This window comes from Mucilaginibacter sp. BGA-UO-ETr-C110 (assembly GCF_059567985.1).
Window position 1 is genome coordinate 2490386 of the sequence record NZ_JCAQPB010000002.1, and the last position, 17918, is coordinate 2508303.

A 17918-nucleotide genomic window follows, 5' to 3' on the forward strand; every position below is an offset into this window, starting at 1 on the left:
CGCTACAATCTTCTTACAATCCTCAATAAAAGTGTTCGACATGGGTACTTTGGGCACTGAAGGAAACATTCTGTTATGGGTGCCTCTTTTTTTTATGCCAATAAAAATCTGTTAATCAAATAATTACAATAAGGACTTTTGTAGTTCTCTTTAGCAGAGAAATTCCTGAACTGTTAAAGGGTAACGGTTTAAAAAGTGTACCAGAAATGCAATTAACCTATTTTTTTGTAGTTCGATTTCTCGTTAAGGTTTACCATCTTTGCACATAATTCAATATTCCCATACTGTGATAAATGTAAATAACATTTCCGTTTCATTTGGCGGAACCACGCTCTTTAGTGATGTAACCTTCTCTATAAACGAGAACGACAAAATAGCCCTGATGGGCAAGAATGGTGCCGGTAAATCGACCATCCTCAAGATAATTGCCGATGTAGCCAAGCCAACTACCGGTAACGTAACCGGTCCTAAGGACGCGGTAATAGCCTATTTGCCACAGCATTTACTCACCCAGGATAAGGTTACCGTTTTTGAAGAAACGATGAAAGCATTTGAAGAAGCGAACCAAATGCAAAAGGAGCTTGATGAGCTAAATGAACAGCTCAACATTCGTACCGATTACGAAACTGATGATTACATGAAGCTGATCGAGCGGGTATCAGAACTGAGCGAGAAAGTTTATACGGTAGAAGTCACCAACTATGATGCTGAAGTAGAAAAAGTCCTAAAAGGGCTGGGTTTTGATCGTAAAGACTTTGGCCGGCAAACTTCTGAATTTTCGGGTGGTTGGCGTATGCGTATTGAGCTGGCCAAAATTTTGTTAAAAAAGCCAGATCTTATTTTACTTGATGAGCCCACCAATCACATGGATATCGAGAGTATACAGTGGTTAGAAGACTTTCTGATCAACTCAGCAAAGGCTGTGATGGTAATCTCGCACGATCGTGCTTTTGTAGATAACATCACCAATCGTACCATAGAAGTTACCATGGGCAGGATATACGATTATAAAGCCAAATACACTCATTATCTCCAGTTGCGTGCCGACCGCCGCGTGCATCAATTGAAAGCTTACGAGGAGCAACAACGATTTATTGCAGATAATCAGGAGTTTATAGACCGTTTCAGGGGAACTTACTCCAAAACATTGCAGGTACAATCGCGCGTAAAAATGTTGGAGAAGCTTGAAGTTATCGAGATAGATGAAGTGGATACTTCGGCATTACGGTTAAAATTCCCACCTTCACCACGTTCGGGTCAATATCCGGTAATGGTAGAAGACCTGACCAAAACATACGGCGATCACGTCGTATTCAAAAACGCATCTATGGTGATCGAACGGGGAGAAAAGGTAGCTTTTGTGGGTAAAAATGGTGAAGGTAAGTCTACCATGATCAAAGCCATTATGAACGAGATCGGTTTTGAAGGGAGTTTGAAAGTAGGTCACAATTCCAAGATCGGGTATTTTGCCCAGAACCAGGCCGCATTGCTGGATGGGAATTTAACCGTATTTGAAACCATTGACCAGATTCCGTTAAGTGATGGCACGGTTAAGATCAAGGATCTTTTAGGTGCGTTTATGTTCAGCGGTGATGATACCACAAAAAAGGTAAAGGTACTTTCTGGAGGAGAGAAAACCCGTTTAGCCATGATCAAGTTGTTGTTAGAACCCGTGAACTTGTTAATACTGGATGAGCCCACCAACCACTTGGACATGAAGACCAAAGACATTATCAAAGATGCGCTTAGGGATTTTGATGGCACTTTGATCCTGGTATCTCATGATAGGGATTTCCTGGACGGACTGGTGAAAAAAGTATTTGAGTTTGGTAATAAACGGGTACGCGAGCACTTTGAGGATATCAAAGGATTTTTAGCCTACAAAAAGATGGACAGTTTAAAAGAGATCGAACAAAGTTAATCATTGGTTCTAAATAAGATTTGATTCTTTTGGTACGTTATTACACATTAATCCGATCTTCAAATTATTGAGGCCAATTTCTTTAAATCTTCCATAAAAAAGTTCGAAAATTCCGACCGCAAGGTCACTTAAAATCAAACACTTAGCCTCATCAAATTAGATGAGACTTTTTTTCACATTTTGCAGGTAATAGCATAATTTTTCAACGGCAAACCAATTTCAGTACAATATGCCCAATGACGTTTGCTATTTGGCATTTATTTGTTACATTGTAGTGTCGGAACATAAAAAGTTGGCCTGTAAGCTATCTTTCTCATGAAGTTATGAGAAGTTTATCTCCCATTCTCGCTTAGAGTATTTTTGACGTTATTTTACGCTTTGATATATACTCATGCCAACTTCTCAACCCCACTATATTATTGCAATTGGCGCATCAGCGGGCAGTACTGAAGAAATTAACGCCTTTTTCGATCACACACCCTTAGATGATGTTTCGTATATAATTGTGCAACATTTATCAGTTGACTTTAAAAGCAGAATGGTTGAATTACTCGCCAGGCATAGTAAACTTAAAGTAGAAGAGGCTGCGCATAATATGGAAGTTAAAAGGAATCAGGTTTACCTGATCCCTAACGATAAATTCATGACCATCAGTAACAACAGGCTTCAATTAACAGAGAAAAAAACTGCAAAAGGTCCGCATTTAACTATCAATACCTTATTCACTTCACTTGCCGCAGATGCCGGCCCAAAGGCCATCGGGATCATTTTATCCGGCTTAGGCTCTGATGGAACCGAGGGTGTCAGTTCCATAAAAGCAGCTGGCGGGATGGTGTTAGTCCGTAACCCGGAAACAACCGAATACAGCAGCATGCCTTCTCATGCTATAGCCACGGGAATGGTAGATTTCATTTTAGAACCAGAATTCATGCCGGGAGTTATTGAAGATTATGTAAAACATCAAGGTGATATAAAACATAAAGGAGAATTAATAGCCGATGTTAACAGCGATGAAAAATATATCACAGCCATCATTGCACTGATAAAAGAAAAGTCGCCGCTTGATTTTTCCGATTATAAACAAACCACTATACTCAGAAGAACTAAAAGAAGGGCAGCTTACAAAAACTTCACCAAACTGTCAGATTATCTGGAATTCTTGAAATCGACACCCGAAGAAGTTGAGGTCCTGGCAAGAAATTTTCTGATAAGTGTTACAGCTTTTTTCAGGGATAAAGAGGCATTTGATGTTATTAAGAATACCGTATTTCCTGATCTGTTATCCAGGATCACTCCTGACGAAGAACTGAAAATATGGGTAGCTGGATGCGCAACAGGCGAAGAAGTATACTCTTTGGCTATATTAATTACTGAACAGCTCAATGCTAATTCACAAAATAACGCAGTTAAAATTTTTGCTACTGATATTGATAGCGCGGCACTCACATACGCAGGCAAAGGTATATATCCTAAAGCGGCCATTAAAAATATACCCCGGGAACAGGTTAATAATTTTTTTATCAAAGAAGGGAATAATTACAGGGTAAAACCAGAAATACGCAAAATGGTAATTTTTGCGCAGCATGATCTTGTTAAAAACCCACCTTATTGTAATATGCATTTTATCAGCTGCCGAAACCTGCTGATCTATATGACACCTATCCTGCAGAAAAAAATATTTACCCTCCTTCTGTTCGGGCTTAAAATGGATGGATACTTGTTTTTGGGTACCAGTGAAAGCCCTATGCCTATTATGAATAACCTGGAAGTAGTGGATAAAAAATGGAAGATCTATAAAAACATTAAAACGAAACAAGCGGTAACTTTTGATGCATTTTCGATGCCTGATCTGCAGGGCGTTAGACATGCCGCTCCGCTCTCATCCCTTGATGAATCGTCAAAAAACACCAATTATACTGTGGCAGATGCCATGCTTGCAAATCTGGCAAATGAATCGGACCATCTTGCCGTTTGTATAGATGAACACAACCAGGTTATAAAGTCATATGGCGATCCGGCAAAATATCTTCTTCAAAAATATTTCACATCAAATCTTCCGGATCTGTTACCCAAACCACTTGCTGTAGCCTTTAATATATTAAGTAACAATACATTGAAGACCAATAAAGAAGGGCACATCAACGGTATAAAAATAAAAGATGGCACACATGCCATTAAAGTAAAAATATCAGTAAGCCCTTTAGAACAAAAAAAAAGTGAGAAGAAATTGTTAATGGTAACTTTCAGGGAGGATAAATTAACTGCTGATAAGCGATTGCCGGAGGATACCTTATTTGATGAACAACTGTCTCTTAATCAATATTCCATAAACCTGGAAGAAGAGGTAAAGGAGTTAAAAGATAAGCTGCAATTATCTTACGAAAGCCTTAAGGCATCCAATGAAAATATGCAATCCTTTAACGAAGAGTTGATCTCTGCAAATGAAGAAATGCAAAGCACCAACGAGGAAATGCAATCAGTAAATGAAGAGCTTCATACGATTAATGCCGACTATCAACTTAAAAACAAAGAACTTGTTGAAATCAACGATGATCTTAATAATTATTTCCGCAGTAATATTAATGGGCAATTGTTTATCAACAACGATCTGGTTTTAATGAAGTTTTCGCCAGGTGCTGTGAAACAAATTAACTTGCTGGAAACCGATATTGGCAGGCCATTAAGTAATATTTCTACCAACATTAAATTTGATACCATCATTAATGATATTAAACAGGTACTTGCAACCGGTACAACACTTACAAAGGAGGTAGAAACTAACAATAATCACTGGTATCAAATGATGATTATGCCTTACATACGGGCAAATCACAAAAATAATGGCGCAGTTATCACGTTCAACGACATCACAGAGCTAAAAAACACGCAGAATGCGCTTGATAAAAAGAATAAAAGTTTATTGCGGATAAATGCTGATCTGGATCATTTTGTTCACGCTACATCACATGATCTTTTAGCCCCCTTAGGTAATATCGAAGCGAGCATCAATGAATTGAATAATTTGACCTTGTCAGAATCTGAAGTGATCGACTTTTTAAATATCATTAATTTATCTATTAAACAATTTAGGGAGCTAATTACAGAAATAGCCACAATTGCTAAAATAGAAAGTGATATGTTGGTGTTAGAACTTGTTGATTTAGATGAGATCATTAACAGTGTCACCTGGAGTCTGCAAAATCAAATCAAAACAACTGGAGCAATTATTAATCGGGATATTAAAGAAAAAAAGATCCTGTTCTCAAAGAAGAATTTGAGAAGCGTTATTTACAACCTGATTTCCAATGCTATCAAATACAAACGCGATTTATCGCCGGTGATCAATATTGATACTGTAAGAGATGGGGATAATGTGATTATTGCCGTACAGGATAACGGGACCGGTATAGCCAAAGAAAAACTTCAGAAAGTTTTTGAGATGTATACCCGGTTTAGCCAAGATACCGAGGGGAATGGTATCGGTTTATATCTCGCCAAAAAAATTGTGGATGGCGTAGGAGGTAATATCATTGTAGAAAGCGAACTGGGCGTTGGCAGCAAATTTATAATACACTTAATGGCCAAACCATCGGGTGTTTAGCATTGGCAAATAACCAGGCCTTTGAAGTTTTAAACCGATAGTTATTTCTCAGTTTTTAATTCTTTCCAGGCGATTGGGTTCCAGGATAGTAATATGCCCTGATTTTTTTTCAATCAACCCTTCTTCTATAAAATCCGTTAATGTCCGGCTTACCGTTTCCATAGCCATACCAGCCATACCGGCTAATTCCTCCCGGGATATTTTCAGCAGCAAGAAATCATCTGATTTTTTGTTGAGCCTTAATAAGGTTTGGGCTAATCGTTTTCTGACAGAGTTATAAGCAAGTTCCAGCATCTGGTCTTCTTTCTCAGATATATCTGTTGAAAGTAATCTTAAAAACTGCTGACTGATGGATGGGTAACGGGCTAACAATGATAAAACAGTATCTTTAGGCAGCAGGCACACGGTAGCATCTTCAACGGCTACCGCACTTTCTTTATATACTTCATTCAACAACAAAGCATTTACACCTAAATAGTTATCGGCCTTATATAAGCCTGTCATGAATTCCCTTCCGTCGTCTGATAGTTTTGTGGTTTTTATGCATCCTTCCAATACGAGGTATATGCCGGTTGGTTGATCACCATCGTAGTATAAAATCTGTTTCTTTTTAACCTGGCGTATCTTTCTGCTGGCAATTAAAGCCTTTAATTCTATTTCCTCGTCCTTAGGATTATTTGTCAGTATATCCATACTTCTCATCGTCCGGTTAAATGACATCTTTCGTGTTTCATTTTTATTTAACCGGCATACCACTGAACTAATTAATTCTGTACTGTTAACCGGCTTAATAATATAATCGTCGGCTCCTAGTTGCATCCCTTTTCTAAAATCCAGGGGATCATTTTTAGATGTTAAAAAAATAAATGGGATACTGGCCGTTTCCTGATTTTTACTAAGTATTTGTAAAACATCATAGCCATCCAATTCGGGCATCATAACATCGCACAATATTAGGTCGGGTTTCATTTGTGACACTAATCCAACACCGGTTTTGCCATTGCTGGCTTGCACTATGTTATACCCAGCTTGTGTTAATACCTTTGTCGTGACCGTCCTCATCAGGTCATCGTCGTCGATAATAAGTATACGTTCATTCATAATCAATAAGGTTAAAGTTATTAGGGATAACTTATATTTAACTCATTACAGGCAGATCAGAATTTTTTCAACTTAACAATTAAAAAACAGCATTCTAAAACATCCGGAGTTTATCTGTCTCGATTATGATTCGAAAAGATGCGCACTCGGTTTAGGTTGTAGATAAAAATTTTTTAGTTATAAAATTGGCAGATAATATAGGTTTGATAGACTCAGTTACTTTATAGGGATAAACAAATTTACAATTAATATTTGTAAATTAAACTCGTAAAAGGCCAATATATACCTATAGAGGGCCATTTTAGTGTTTAAACATTATTTTTAATTGTTTTTATCACACTATTAATTTCGAAATATCCTGAAATATCCCTGCTATTTTTTGACAGACTCCCTCTCTAAATTCCGAATAACTTATTACCCTTATCCGTTTCGGATTTCCCGTCCATGTAGTTATGTCGGCCTCTATATCAAATGTTAGGCCTTTTGTTAGCGACTGCTTATAAACTTGTTTGATCAAGTTTCGATCGTTTCCTTTCTTAAACAACTCCATAATAATACCAAAATCAACCTCAACGCCTATGGGTATCTCTAATATATCCATGGCAACTTTACTCCAGGAGGTTTTGTTATTTTTGAGATCACACTGCCACGTCCCAATCCGGGCTATTTCGTTGGCTTTACCCAAAATTTCAGACACATCATCGTTTTCGTTATCCCGCGTTTTTAAAACAGAAATATCTTCTGTACTTATTAATAACCCACCTATTGCATTTTTATCGTTGTACCAGGGTCTTACCTCCCATTTTATCCACGCTTTTGTTCCATCATTTTTTTCGATCAATTCCCCGTCACATTTATTAATCTTTCCTTGCATTGATGTTTTATAAATTTCCTTAAACCTTAACGTTTCGCCCAATAAACCCGGGTCATAAACCGTGCCGGTTAAGTTGCCATTGGCGTAGTTATGATCCTTTAGCCATTTATTTGAAAATGCCAGGTAGTGCATGTTTTTATCAAGCATGGCCAGAGCTATTGGAGCCTGAGAAACAAATATTTCATATCGATCAGGGGTAATCTTATATGTTCTTTCAAATGAAATATCTTCATTTTTATCATGAAGATATTTTTTATAGCAGGCAATGAAGTTTGAGGGATTAGAGAAGTTAAATATAACTGCCAATTGCTTTTTACTGTATCGATCCTCTTCCAGGTATTTTTCAGCTAACTCCATTTGCAGGTTTCTGTAATAGGTAAAAACGCTCATGTTGAATTTGGCTTTAAAATCCCGTTTCAATTTTGACTCCGATATAAAATGGAGTTTTGAAAGTTTCGAAATTCCCGGGAACCCTGTAAACAAACATGATTTCAATGTAACGTCAACATCGTTGAATACACTTTCGGCCAAATGATTAAAACTTTTTAAATCATCATATTTACCTGGTACGTTTGGTAAATTTTTATTTTCATCATTAGCTATATCTTTTATATGGACAAAAAAACCGTCTATTTTCCCATTTTCAGAATCAGGGCTATAAGTAACAGCGCTTTTCTTTATTTCGCCAGCGGGCGTCTTTATTTCGCATTCAAAGCGTTGCACCTTCCCTTCAAGTACATTGGTCATATAAGGTAAGCTTCCCTGAAAAGAATCGCCCAATAACTCCTTTATTTCTATTGTATTAATCATAGTATCGAGCTGCCTGCCAAACCACAGGGCAAAGGCTTCGGTCGCATATCGGCATATCAGGTTCCGATCCCAATAAGCAACCATCGCAATCGATTGGTCAATCATTTCAACTTCTGGTATACTATGTGTTTTGTTAACCATATTACTCATAAGGCTTAGTATATTTTTTGTGAATTACCACACTTAAAAAGTGAAATTATCAACTATAAAATAGCAACGATGTCTATTTGATTTGAGACGCATCATCAGCTTATTTATGATTTTCCCGCATTAAAGCTTCTGAACAAGCCAATGTAAAAGACCTTGTCCTGAGTTTAAACAGAGATGATAAATTAGGTAGTATGGGTACGGAATATATTGGTTATGGCGAATCTATCATTAAATTTAGTGTTTTTAATAATGATTTCACCATTATCTTTTCCTAACTTAATTAAAATGAGTAGTATGTAACCATCCTTTTCTTGTTTGATACAGATCAAATCTCCAGGCTAAAAACAAACAAAGCCATTGACCAAATAGTCAACAGCTTCGTTTATTATCAAATTTATAGGGTATATAAACAGGTTGCTGATTATCTGTTCCAATCATTATCTGAGTGCGGGTCATGGTCTTTTATTTCGTGACTTAATGTTTCGTTAAACTTCTCCAATAACTTTATATATCTGTCCATCCAATAGTAAATAGCAGTTGAAGGTTGTTCGACTCCGTTTGGTATTTCGGTAAAAGGCTCTTCTACTGCGTTATTGCTTTTTTTGGCAAAGTCATCAGGAAATTCGTTAGAAAAGTCGTGTCCGATCACGAAACCAATTTTACAGATAATATCAAAGCTCAGTTTCTCCATTTCAAACCAATTGTAAATAGTACGTCGGCTCACATTTAGCCGCCTGGCGAGTTCGCTAATACCCATAGGATCTCTTCGAACCACCCGCTCTACTACCTGGCCATAATTCACATCAGAATAATTAGAAGCCTTCATAAGATTGTTATCATAACTCATAACCGGATAATCGATTTTATTATACATACCTTGATTTTTTAATATATCTTCAATGTTATTAAAAGCTCTTACTGGTCGAAAATGAACCTAATGTAATAGTAACCAATCGTCTCTTCTTAAATTTTAAGATACGTCTGCTATTTCCAATCCGTTCAATTATTCACCTCGTTGCTATTATGTATGATAAAAATAAATCAATGAAAATACTAAAAAGTGACTTGCATCACATTTACCTGTGATTTTGAACAATATGATTTTCAAGGTAGTTTGGGAAGTATTTTATTATTTAGTCTATATTATTTCGGTATTAACCAGCATCATATCCAGCTTTTCATACTGTGAGTTATTACTGATATAATCTGGCAGGATACTTTTCATTTTCAGCACCATTTGATCTGTATTATTAAGCATGCTCAATTCCAACAGTTCCTTGATTACTTTATTAACTTCTATATAGCAATTAGGTATAGTTTTAGAAATCATTATATTTTTATTGTGAGTGGGAATAATATGTTCGTCTATATTTAGCATTTCTTCGTAAAGCTTTTCACCAGGCCTAAGTCCGGTATAAACAATTTTAATATCCTCATCAGGTCTGAGACCGGCCAGCTTAATCATATTAGCTGCAAGATCTGCTATCCTAACAGGTTCGCCCATATCAAACAGGAATATTTCGGAACCTTTACCCATCACTGCTGCTTCCAGAACCAGTTGCACCGCTTCTGGAATGGTCATAAAATAGCGGGTAATATCAGGATGAGTTACTGTTACCGGTCCCCCCTTTTCAATTTGTGCTTTAAATCTTGGAATAACGGAACCGTTTGAGCCTAAAACATTACCAAAACGGGTTGTAATAAACTTGGTATGATGTGTTACGTTAGTATCATTCACTAAATAAAGAGATTTATTATCCCCGAGTTCGGTCCCTAACGACTGTATGTACATTTCTGCAATTCGCTTGGATGCTCCCATAATATTTGTAGGTCGCACGGCTTTGTCGGTTGAAATCATTACGAATTTTTCCACCCCAAATTCCAACGAGATATCTGCCATGTTTTTGGTACCCCAAACGTTGGTTAATACAGCCTCAACAGGGTTATTTTCCATCATAGGTACATGTTTATAGGCAGCGGCGTGAAAAACGATCTGTGGCTTGTATAAGTTAAATAGCGATTTAATCCGATTTGTGTTTTGGATGTCAGCAACAAATATCTTTGTTTTACAGGTGCTTTTTCCATCTTCAATTTCAAGCTGTATATCATGTAGTGGAGTCTCGGCCTGATCACATAATATGATGTACTCTGGATTATAGCCCATTACCTGCCGTACAATTTCAGAGCCGATAGAACCGGCCGCTCCGGTAACCAGGATTCTTTTGCCACGGATTTCACTAAAAATATGATCCTTACACAATTCAATAGGTGCACGTTCCAGCAAATCTTCAATTTTCAAATCCTTAAATTGATTTAAATTGGGTTTTCCGTTGAGCCATTGATCGGAAGGTGGCACGGTAATGACTTTGATGCCCAATTCAATACATTTTTCTATGGCTCTTTTTTTACCGTCAACATTCAGATCTTCGGAAGTCACTAACATGGTTTTAATGGTAAACTTCTGTTGTAAGCCCTCAAGCGCTCTTATCGGATAAACCTGCTTTTGTTCAAGGCATTTATTGATTTTATCAGATCCAACGTCTATAAAGCCTTGAACCTGTATCATGAGTCCTTTTTGTGATTCAATAGCCTTCTTGATTAAAATAGAGGAGGTACCTGAACCATATATCAATATATTATCCTTCTTTACTGTAACCAAGGGGCCATCAAGGTATATAAACAGATCTTTTATGATAATACGCATACCCATCAGCAATGATGATGATATGAAAAAATTGATGAGCAGAATGTCACCTAATCCACTTAGACTAAACTGAAAGTAAGGTGCAAAAAGAATATTGCAAAGCAACATGAATGCTGCATTACTTACCAATACCGCCATAAAAACACGCAGCATATCCTTGGTGTTTGAATACCTGATAATACGGGTATGAATGCGCATGATCAGGAATATTAAAATGGCATTACTACAGTAAAAAATCATGTAGTAAATATTATCTTGTTTCAGATCAAGTTTATCTTTTAAGGAAATTGAAAGACAAAGAGAAATAAAAACGATCACCAGATCGATTAATAGAACTAACCACCTGGAATGAATTTTATCCTGAAATAGTAAATTTCTGATAAGTAACATAATAAATAAGATTAAGGTTATTTATAAATTCAGGCGTACCTGTAGAGCGGAAAGAAGTCGATATCTGAGGTTTTATCGATATTTTTTTTATCAAGAAGCTGCTGATAAGCGCAGGGGTTGGCTATATAACGCCAGCTTTTATACGGCAGACACAGATCGGTAAAACCTAATTTCCATTTAAAAAGTGCATCCTCTTTAAAACCCAGCCCACCACCAAGGTTATAGTAATGCATCCCCATTGACCTACCTATTACAGAAATCTCATCCGCCAGAAATTTTGACGGGCTATGATGCAGGTATTCTGCGCGCGTACCTAATAAATGTGCCTGGATAATGCCTTTTGTTAATGTAACTATGGTGCTGCAAATGGCTTTATCGTCATCATATACTGTTAAAAGCCGGGCGTCATATTCATTAGTATTCAGTATTCTGTCAAAATAGTCTTCATTAAACAAATAATAATCAGAAGCTCCTACCCTTTTCATGGTTTCATGATAAATATCTACAAACAGCGCAATGGCCTCCGGATCTTTCCCATCTTTAACCACAAAACCTTTTTTCCTGGCGTGTTTCACAGCATCCATGGTTGATTGCCTGTACTTTTCACGTTGTGCTTCTATACTTACAGACAGATCGATAACTACGGTAAGACCATTGTCGTGTATCCCTCCAAATTCTTCGAGTAATAATTGTTGTTCGAAAAAAGGATGCATCCTGATAAACACAGACACATATTTTTCATTTGATAAAAATTGGAGAAAAGCATTTTTGAAATTCTCCTTCATGGAGTCACCCAACTTTTCCATTTTTTTATTGGAGAATGGCCCTGTGTAACCATATACGCAACTGAGGTCAAAAAATTCAGATCCAGGAATTGCTCTTCGCAATAATGGGATTGCTATAAAATCATCATGTTCCTGGTAAACCGCTAAAATCGGCGTGCCGCCGGTTTCCAACGTATGGTAATGCCAGGTATGATAAAAGTCAGATTCTGCAGCCTTTTGAACATAGGAAATCCATTCCAGCTTATTGTGGATGGTAAATATTTTAATCATAAGGTTATTGGTTTAGATAATGGTCATTTTTCAAGGCGTTCAAGTGCAAGGAATTTCTTTTTAGAAATACTCATTGCAACAAGGCCATCTTTTTCACCAGTAATTTCAAATCCTGCTTTTTCGTAAATTGCAAGAGCGGGAATATTAGCCGGGTGGACTCTTAGGTATAAACTTTCCAATTCACGATAAAAAAAGGCATATCTGAGTATGAGTATAGTAGCTTGATAGCCTATGCCTTTACCCCAAAAAAGTTTATTACCAATAAACAGATGCAATTCTGCACGCTGAAGGTGAATATCAAGCAGTTGAATATTGCCGATATAGGTATCGAGCTCCTTCAAACATATAGCAAAACGAATTTGATCTGGCTTACGCAGGTTATCCTGTAGCCAAGCGGCTTCCATTTTGGATGTGATACGCTTTGTGGCTTTGAATTTTGTAAACGTCCATATTTGCGGGTCATTTCTCCATAAATAGGAAGTTTGGGCATCTTCCAATACCAGGGGCCGTATATATATGGAAATTGTCATAAAAACTGTTGTAAAGTATTTAACATAAAAAATATATCCTGAAGGTTATACCGGTGATCTATCGGTAATGGCACCAGATACCGGGCAAGATGATTTTCGAACATTTTTTTATTCGTCCACTTAAAAACATTGGGCCAATAGGTTGCAACGTATATTTTTTTCTGTATCAGATGTAGCTTCAGATCCCTGTCAGCACTTAAAAATGGATAAACCATTGGAGAGGAACTCTCTGAAATATCGAACTTTAACAGGTTATGGGCCTGCAGATGCTTATGCAAAAAGTTAAAATTCCGCTTTCTTATCTTGGCACATTCTTCATAATCAATTCCCGAGAGGATTTTCTGTGTTAAGTGCGACATACTCTTAATTTCGTTGTTTTCCAAAACCTCATTATTGGCCTTATAATCACTATAACCCGCTTCAATACCTAATTCGATCCTTTTCAGAAGATGTGAAAACCGGCTAATAGATAAGTCGACTGGTAATTTCTTACTGAGTTTCTTTTTAATTTGCAGATACGCTCCGTCAGAAACGCCAAAAAACTTCCGGCAAGAGTAAAATGTATCAATACCAGGCAATGGCTCCGAAAAAAAAGCTTGTGAATTATCAACAATCAGGTGTTTGATGTGCTTGCTTAACTCTTTAACAGCGTCCTGCTTGATGCCAAAATAATTAGTGTATAAAAGGCAAGAATGCGGCTCAATCTCAAAATCGATAATTGGCTCAAGCTGCTCATTTATCGAATAAAACTGATAAGTTATATTCAGTTTATTTATAGGTTCAAGTATAACTTCACAAGTAAAATAAGGGATGTAAATTTTGGTATAGGCTTTTTGCCTTAAAATGTACTCCAGGGCGTTCCGGCCTGTATTTAAGCGTACTAAATTGGGGTAGTAATCAACGCCGGGAGTAAGTTGCAGCTCAAAATATCCTCCCATAGGTTTTGGGTAAGGTTTGCTTTTTTGCATTGTTAAAGGATTGAAAGTGTAAGATTCTAATTATACTCAGCCTTGATCGCGCTGGTACATCCTTAAATGCGGAGGCTGATAATATTCATCCAGGTTTTCTGGAACACGTGCATTATAGCCAATAACCTGGCGCAATTCAGGGCTTAGCTCTGCAACAAAATCGTATCCTAAAAACCGCGGGTAATCCATTTGCTGCTTAAAAAATGGCCTGGTAAAACCCAGTGTCAGGGCCCTTCTCAAATTGGCTGTGCTATTTTCGCCGGCAGCATGCCAAATATTTGAATTAAAGAGGATAATACTACCCTTAGGTACAATTGCCCGGGCAGCGTGCTTATAGAAATAAGTTTCATCCGGGCGAAGGTCTGTTTTATGCGAACCTGAAAGAAAATAAGTTGCGCCATTCTGTAAAGTAAAATCATCCAGCGTAACAATCATTTGTACCAGTAATTTGGTATCTTTCATAAAGGTTCTCACGTCACGATGCATGTTACTGAGATAAGGGTGCTCCTGCCTGGCATGCATAACCGCGTTGATACCATTAAGAATATAATTGCCTTTTAAAAAATAGCTGATCTCATCATTACAAAACATTTTTTCGAGAAATCGGAGTCCGAAATTATCGCGCTCCAACAAATGATGCAGGGTGCCATCCATATTTGCACTAATACCATTTTTTTCCTGAATTTTTCTTCTATACTCATATGCTGTTACCAAATCATCATTGATTGTTTTAATAAAATCAGGGTTTAACGCATCAGTGTATACAATCCATCCATAGTTATCCATTGCCTCCTCAAAATCCCCCATCGTTCTTTGTGCGTAATTAAATTTATTTTCCATTATATAAAGTTTAGTTGGTTGTTTATTAAGATCTACACTATTCCCTATCCAGCTGCATAATCTTCAGCATCTCGGCATTAATCTGATGCACATCAAATTTTTCCCGGGCAAAAGCAAGTCCGTTTACACCATAGCTGTATATTGCTTCTGTATTGTTGATGAAAAACTCCATTCGTGTTACGAGTTCAGGAACATTTTTGACTGGGACCAACAGACCGTTTATGGCCCCTTCGCAATTAATGGTTTCTCGGCAACCAATAGAATCACAAGTAATGATAGCCCGCCCCATGGCCATACCTTCCAGCAAACTCCGGGGCATGCCTTCTCTGTAAGAAGGTAAAACTATTACAGATGCTTTTTGGATATGCGGACGCACATCATCAACCTCGCCGCAATAATTAACCACATCACCATTACATATTTTAACGTACAGTTCGTCGTCTATGACGTCAACATTCTCGCCGTAAGCACCTATCAGATTAAAAGTGACCTCCGGAAAACGTAGGCGGATATTTTTTGCAGCTTCGTAATATTCACGTATGCCTTTTGCGTTTATTAAGCGGGCTATCATCAAAAAGCTGATATTTTTTGCGTTTGGCTCGCAATAGGTGTAGTAATCAAGATCAACTCCTGAGCCGTTTACTATAACAGCCTGATGCTTTTCTGTTAATATATTGTATTGCAAAAGCGTTTGATAATCATCATTGTTATGGAAGATGATTTTAAGCCCTTTGCTTTTCGTCAGGCTAAACTTTAACAGCCATCGTGTAATATGGCTTACCAGTTTATTTTTTGAGGTTGATGTAAAATTATAACCCAAGCCGGTAAGCATTGGTGTTATACTTTTAATACGGCATATTTTTGCCAGCAATGTTCCATAAATAACAGGTTTTAATGTATAAGGAAAAAAAACGTCTGGCATGATATTTTTCATGAGCTTATAAAGCTGTATCATGTAGGTGAGGTCTGAAAAAACAGATACAACACCACCGCTAAGTTCAATTTCATGAACCTCAACCTGCATAAGTTTTAGTTTCTCCCGAAAACCCGGCTGCATTATACCGGGAGTGTATACATGCACTTTATGTTGCTGAGCTATTAACTCAACCAGGTTGCCCCTAAAATCCATCAATGATTTTGACGAATCGCAGGCGATCAGAACCGTTTGTGCCATTTGATTCACGTTGTTATTAAAACACCAACCTTGTATAGGGCGGTTGTACTGGGTACAAGAAGATATTGGAAATTATTTGCTAAAGAATGCAGGTAAATACTGTTGTTCAGCTTGACTTACTAAAAAACAGCCAGGTTTATAAGTGAAATGGAGTTGTACTGGGCGTACAGTTAAAGGCTTGGTTGATAATATTAAATTTTAACAGCCCAATTGTATGAAACAATTGGGCTGTTAAAGGGGTATTAAGTTTTATAAAAAAATTAATGAATTGCTCTTGGCCCTGTGCCTTGTACCACAAGCGCAGGTACATCGGCAGCTGCATTCAGATATTGTTTATAGGTATACTCTGGCACCCATGTTGATACCGGGGTAGTTATATCATTAGCACCGCAGTTAACAAAGATATCCGTATTTGCACCACTGATATAACCTGGAGGGTCGCCATCCAAATTAGTAGTAATAGGTTTGTGACCGTTTGCAAAATAATCATTGTCGGTTCTGACAATACCACCAGCCCTTGCGGATATAGAATAACTTGCGTTATTCAAATGATAGTTATTGAAAAGATGTACCCGACCATAGTTCATTGTTGGCTCTCTTTCACTAACGTTATACCAGTAATTGTGATGCATAGTGATGTGGAGTTTTCCTTGATCAGATTCATGCCCCACTATGCCCCCGCTAATAAGTACTGATAAGTTATTGTCATGAAATTTACACCATGATACTGTTATAAAGTCAGACTCCCTTGTAATGGCAATATCCTTGCCCCAGTAACCCCATTTTGAACGGTCGCACGAAAATTCGCAATGATCTACCCAAATATGATGAGATGAGTATTTGATTTGAACACCAGCATCGTAAACGTAATTCTTAAGGCGTAAATCCTGAACAATAATATTGCTAACTGTTTCCATAAAAAGTGTAAGTCCCTCTACAGAAGCGCTTGGTTTACCAATTATCGATGTATTGGAACCTACATAAACCAAGTCATCACCGGTACTCTTAATTGCTCCGCTGATGTAAACAATTTTGGGAGCATTACCTTTTACAGCACTTCTTAAAGCCGCAAGTGTACTTACTGTGACCGATGTGCCACCTGCACCACCGGTTGTTGTTCCGTTATACATGGCGTACCCCATAAGCCCGGTTGTAGTTATAGATGAGGTTGACGAAGAAGCAGTAGACGTTCCCGTTGTTACAGTACCTGTAGATCCATCCAGCGTGTACGTATACTTTCGGCCATTAGTCGCGGGATTGGTATTGTCAGAAGCCGAAAACATCAGTTCTGTACCCCAGTGACTAAAACGCCCTTTACCATAATCGCGAATGTCCTGATGGACAGAATGCGGAGGCTTCAATTCGACTCCGTTCTCGAAAAGACGCATGGTTGATGCTGTAGGTTGCGTATTAGAGTCTCCGGATTTACTAAGCGGGTAGCCTATCTTGTAGGAATAACCTCCATCTGATTTTAATCCCGTTAAATCTACAGCCAAACTGGTGCTTGTACCTACCGCACTTGTAGTAGCCGTTGTCTCTGAAGTCGTTGTTAGTGCGGCATTGTTAGATGCAAGTCCGGTATCCCCGTTTTTTTGGCAACTACCCAACAGGATAATTGTACTAAGCATCAAACTGGCCGCTACCACTTTTTTAAAAGGTGTTGTTTTTCTTTCCATATGTGTTTTTTTTATTAGGCCATCAAACGGGGGTGTGTTTGAAAAATTGCCAATAAAAATCACATGGAATATAGACTTAAATCAAAATGGGTTCAAAAAAGGCCCCATTACAGCTATAACATTA

Annotated in this window: 12 protein-coding genes; 2 read left to right on the forward strand and 10 right to left on the reverse strand. The window is 37.6% G+C overall.

Annotated features, from left to right (window positions below):
• The first annotated feature begins 286 nt into the window (after positions 1-286).
• The gene (locus AC57BQ_RS11155; RefSeq protein WP_496406352.1) at positions 287-1921 is read left to right on the forward strand and encodes an ABC-F family ATP-binding cassette domain-containing protein; all 1635 of its coding nucleotides are present in this window, start codon (positions 287-289) and stop codon (positions 1919-1921) included.
• A gap of 391 nt (positions 1922-2312) precedes the next feature.
• Complete coding sequence (locus AC57BQ_RS11160) at positions 2313-5522, forward strand: CheR family methyltransferase (protein ID WP_496406353.1); 3210 nt, start codon at positions 2313-2315, stop codon at positions 5520-5522.
• Positions 5523-5570: 48 nt separating this feature from the next.
• On the opposite strand, the gene AC57BQ_RS11165 is transcribed toward AC57BQ_RS11160, so the two are convergent.
• The 10 genes from AC57BQ_RS11165 to AC57BQ_RS11210 form a co-directional block, all read right to left on the reverse strand.
• Positions 5571-6623: a response regulator gene (locus AC57BQ_RS11165; RefSeq protein WP_496406354.1), complete on the reverse strand. Its 1053-nt coding sequence runs from the start codon at positions 6621-6623 to the stop codon at positions 5571-5573.
• Positions 6624-6957: 334 nt separating this feature from the next.
• Positions 6958-8457, reverse strand: coding sequence for a PAS domain-containing protein (locus tag AC57BQ_RS11170; protein WP_496406355.1), 1500 nt, complete (start codon positions 8455-8457; stop codon positions 6958-6960).
• Between the two features lie 421 nt (positions 8458-8878).
• Positions 8879-9283, reverse strand: a complete 405-nt coding sequence (locus tag AC57BQ_RS11175; protein WP_496406356.1) for a hypothetical protein — start codon at positions 9281-9283, stop codon at positions 8879-8881.
• Positions 9284-9595: 312 nt separating this feature from the next.
• Entirely contained in the window at positions 9596-11401 is a 1806-nt protein-coding gene (locus AC57BQ_RS11180; RefSeq protein WP_496406357.1) for a polysaccharide biosynthesis protein, read from the reverse strand.
• 179 nt (positions 11402-11580) lie between these two features.
• Complete coding sequence (locus AC57BQ_RS11185) at positions 11581-12606, reverse strand: GNAT family N-acetyltransferase (RefSeq protein WP_496406358.1); 1026 nt, start codon at positions 12604-12606, stop codon at positions 11581-11583.
• A 23-nt stretch (positions 12607-12629) separates the two neighbouring features.
• Positions 12630-13136, reverse strand: a complete 507-nt coding sequence (locus AC57BQ_RS11190; RefSeq protein WP_496406359.1) for a GNAT family N-acetyltransferase — start codon at positions 13134-13136, stop codon at positions 12630-12632.
• A complete protein-coding gene (locus AC57BQ_RS11195; RefSeq protein ID WP_496406360.1) occupies positions 13133-14104 on the reverse strand; it encodes a hypothetical protein in 972 nt (323 codons plus the stop codon). The genes AC57BQ_RS11190 and AC57BQ_RS11195 overlap by 4 nt, the downstream gene beginning before the upstream one ends.
• 36 nt (positions 14105-14140) lie before the next feature.
• Positions 14141-14944, reverse strand: a complete 804-nt coding sequence (locus AC57BQ_RS11200; RefSeq protein ID WP_496406361.1) for a phytanoyl-CoA dioxygenase family protein — start codon at positions 14942-14944, stop codon at positions 14141-14143.
• Positions 14945-14981: 37 nt separating this feature from the next.
• Positions 14982-16118, reverse strand: coding sequence for a glycosyltransferase family 4 protein (locus AC57BQ_RS11205; RefSeq protein ID WP_496406362.1), 1137 nt, complete (start codon positions 16116-16118; stop codon positions 14982-14984).
• A gap of 260 nt (positions 16119-16378) precedes the next feature.
• Positions 16379-17794: a pectate lyase family protein gene (locus AC57BQ_RS11210; protein ID WP_496406363.1), complete on the reverse strand. Its 1416-nt coding sequence runs from the start codon at positions 17792-17794 to the stop codon at positions 16379-16381.
• Positions 17795-17918: the final 124 nt, after the last annotated feature.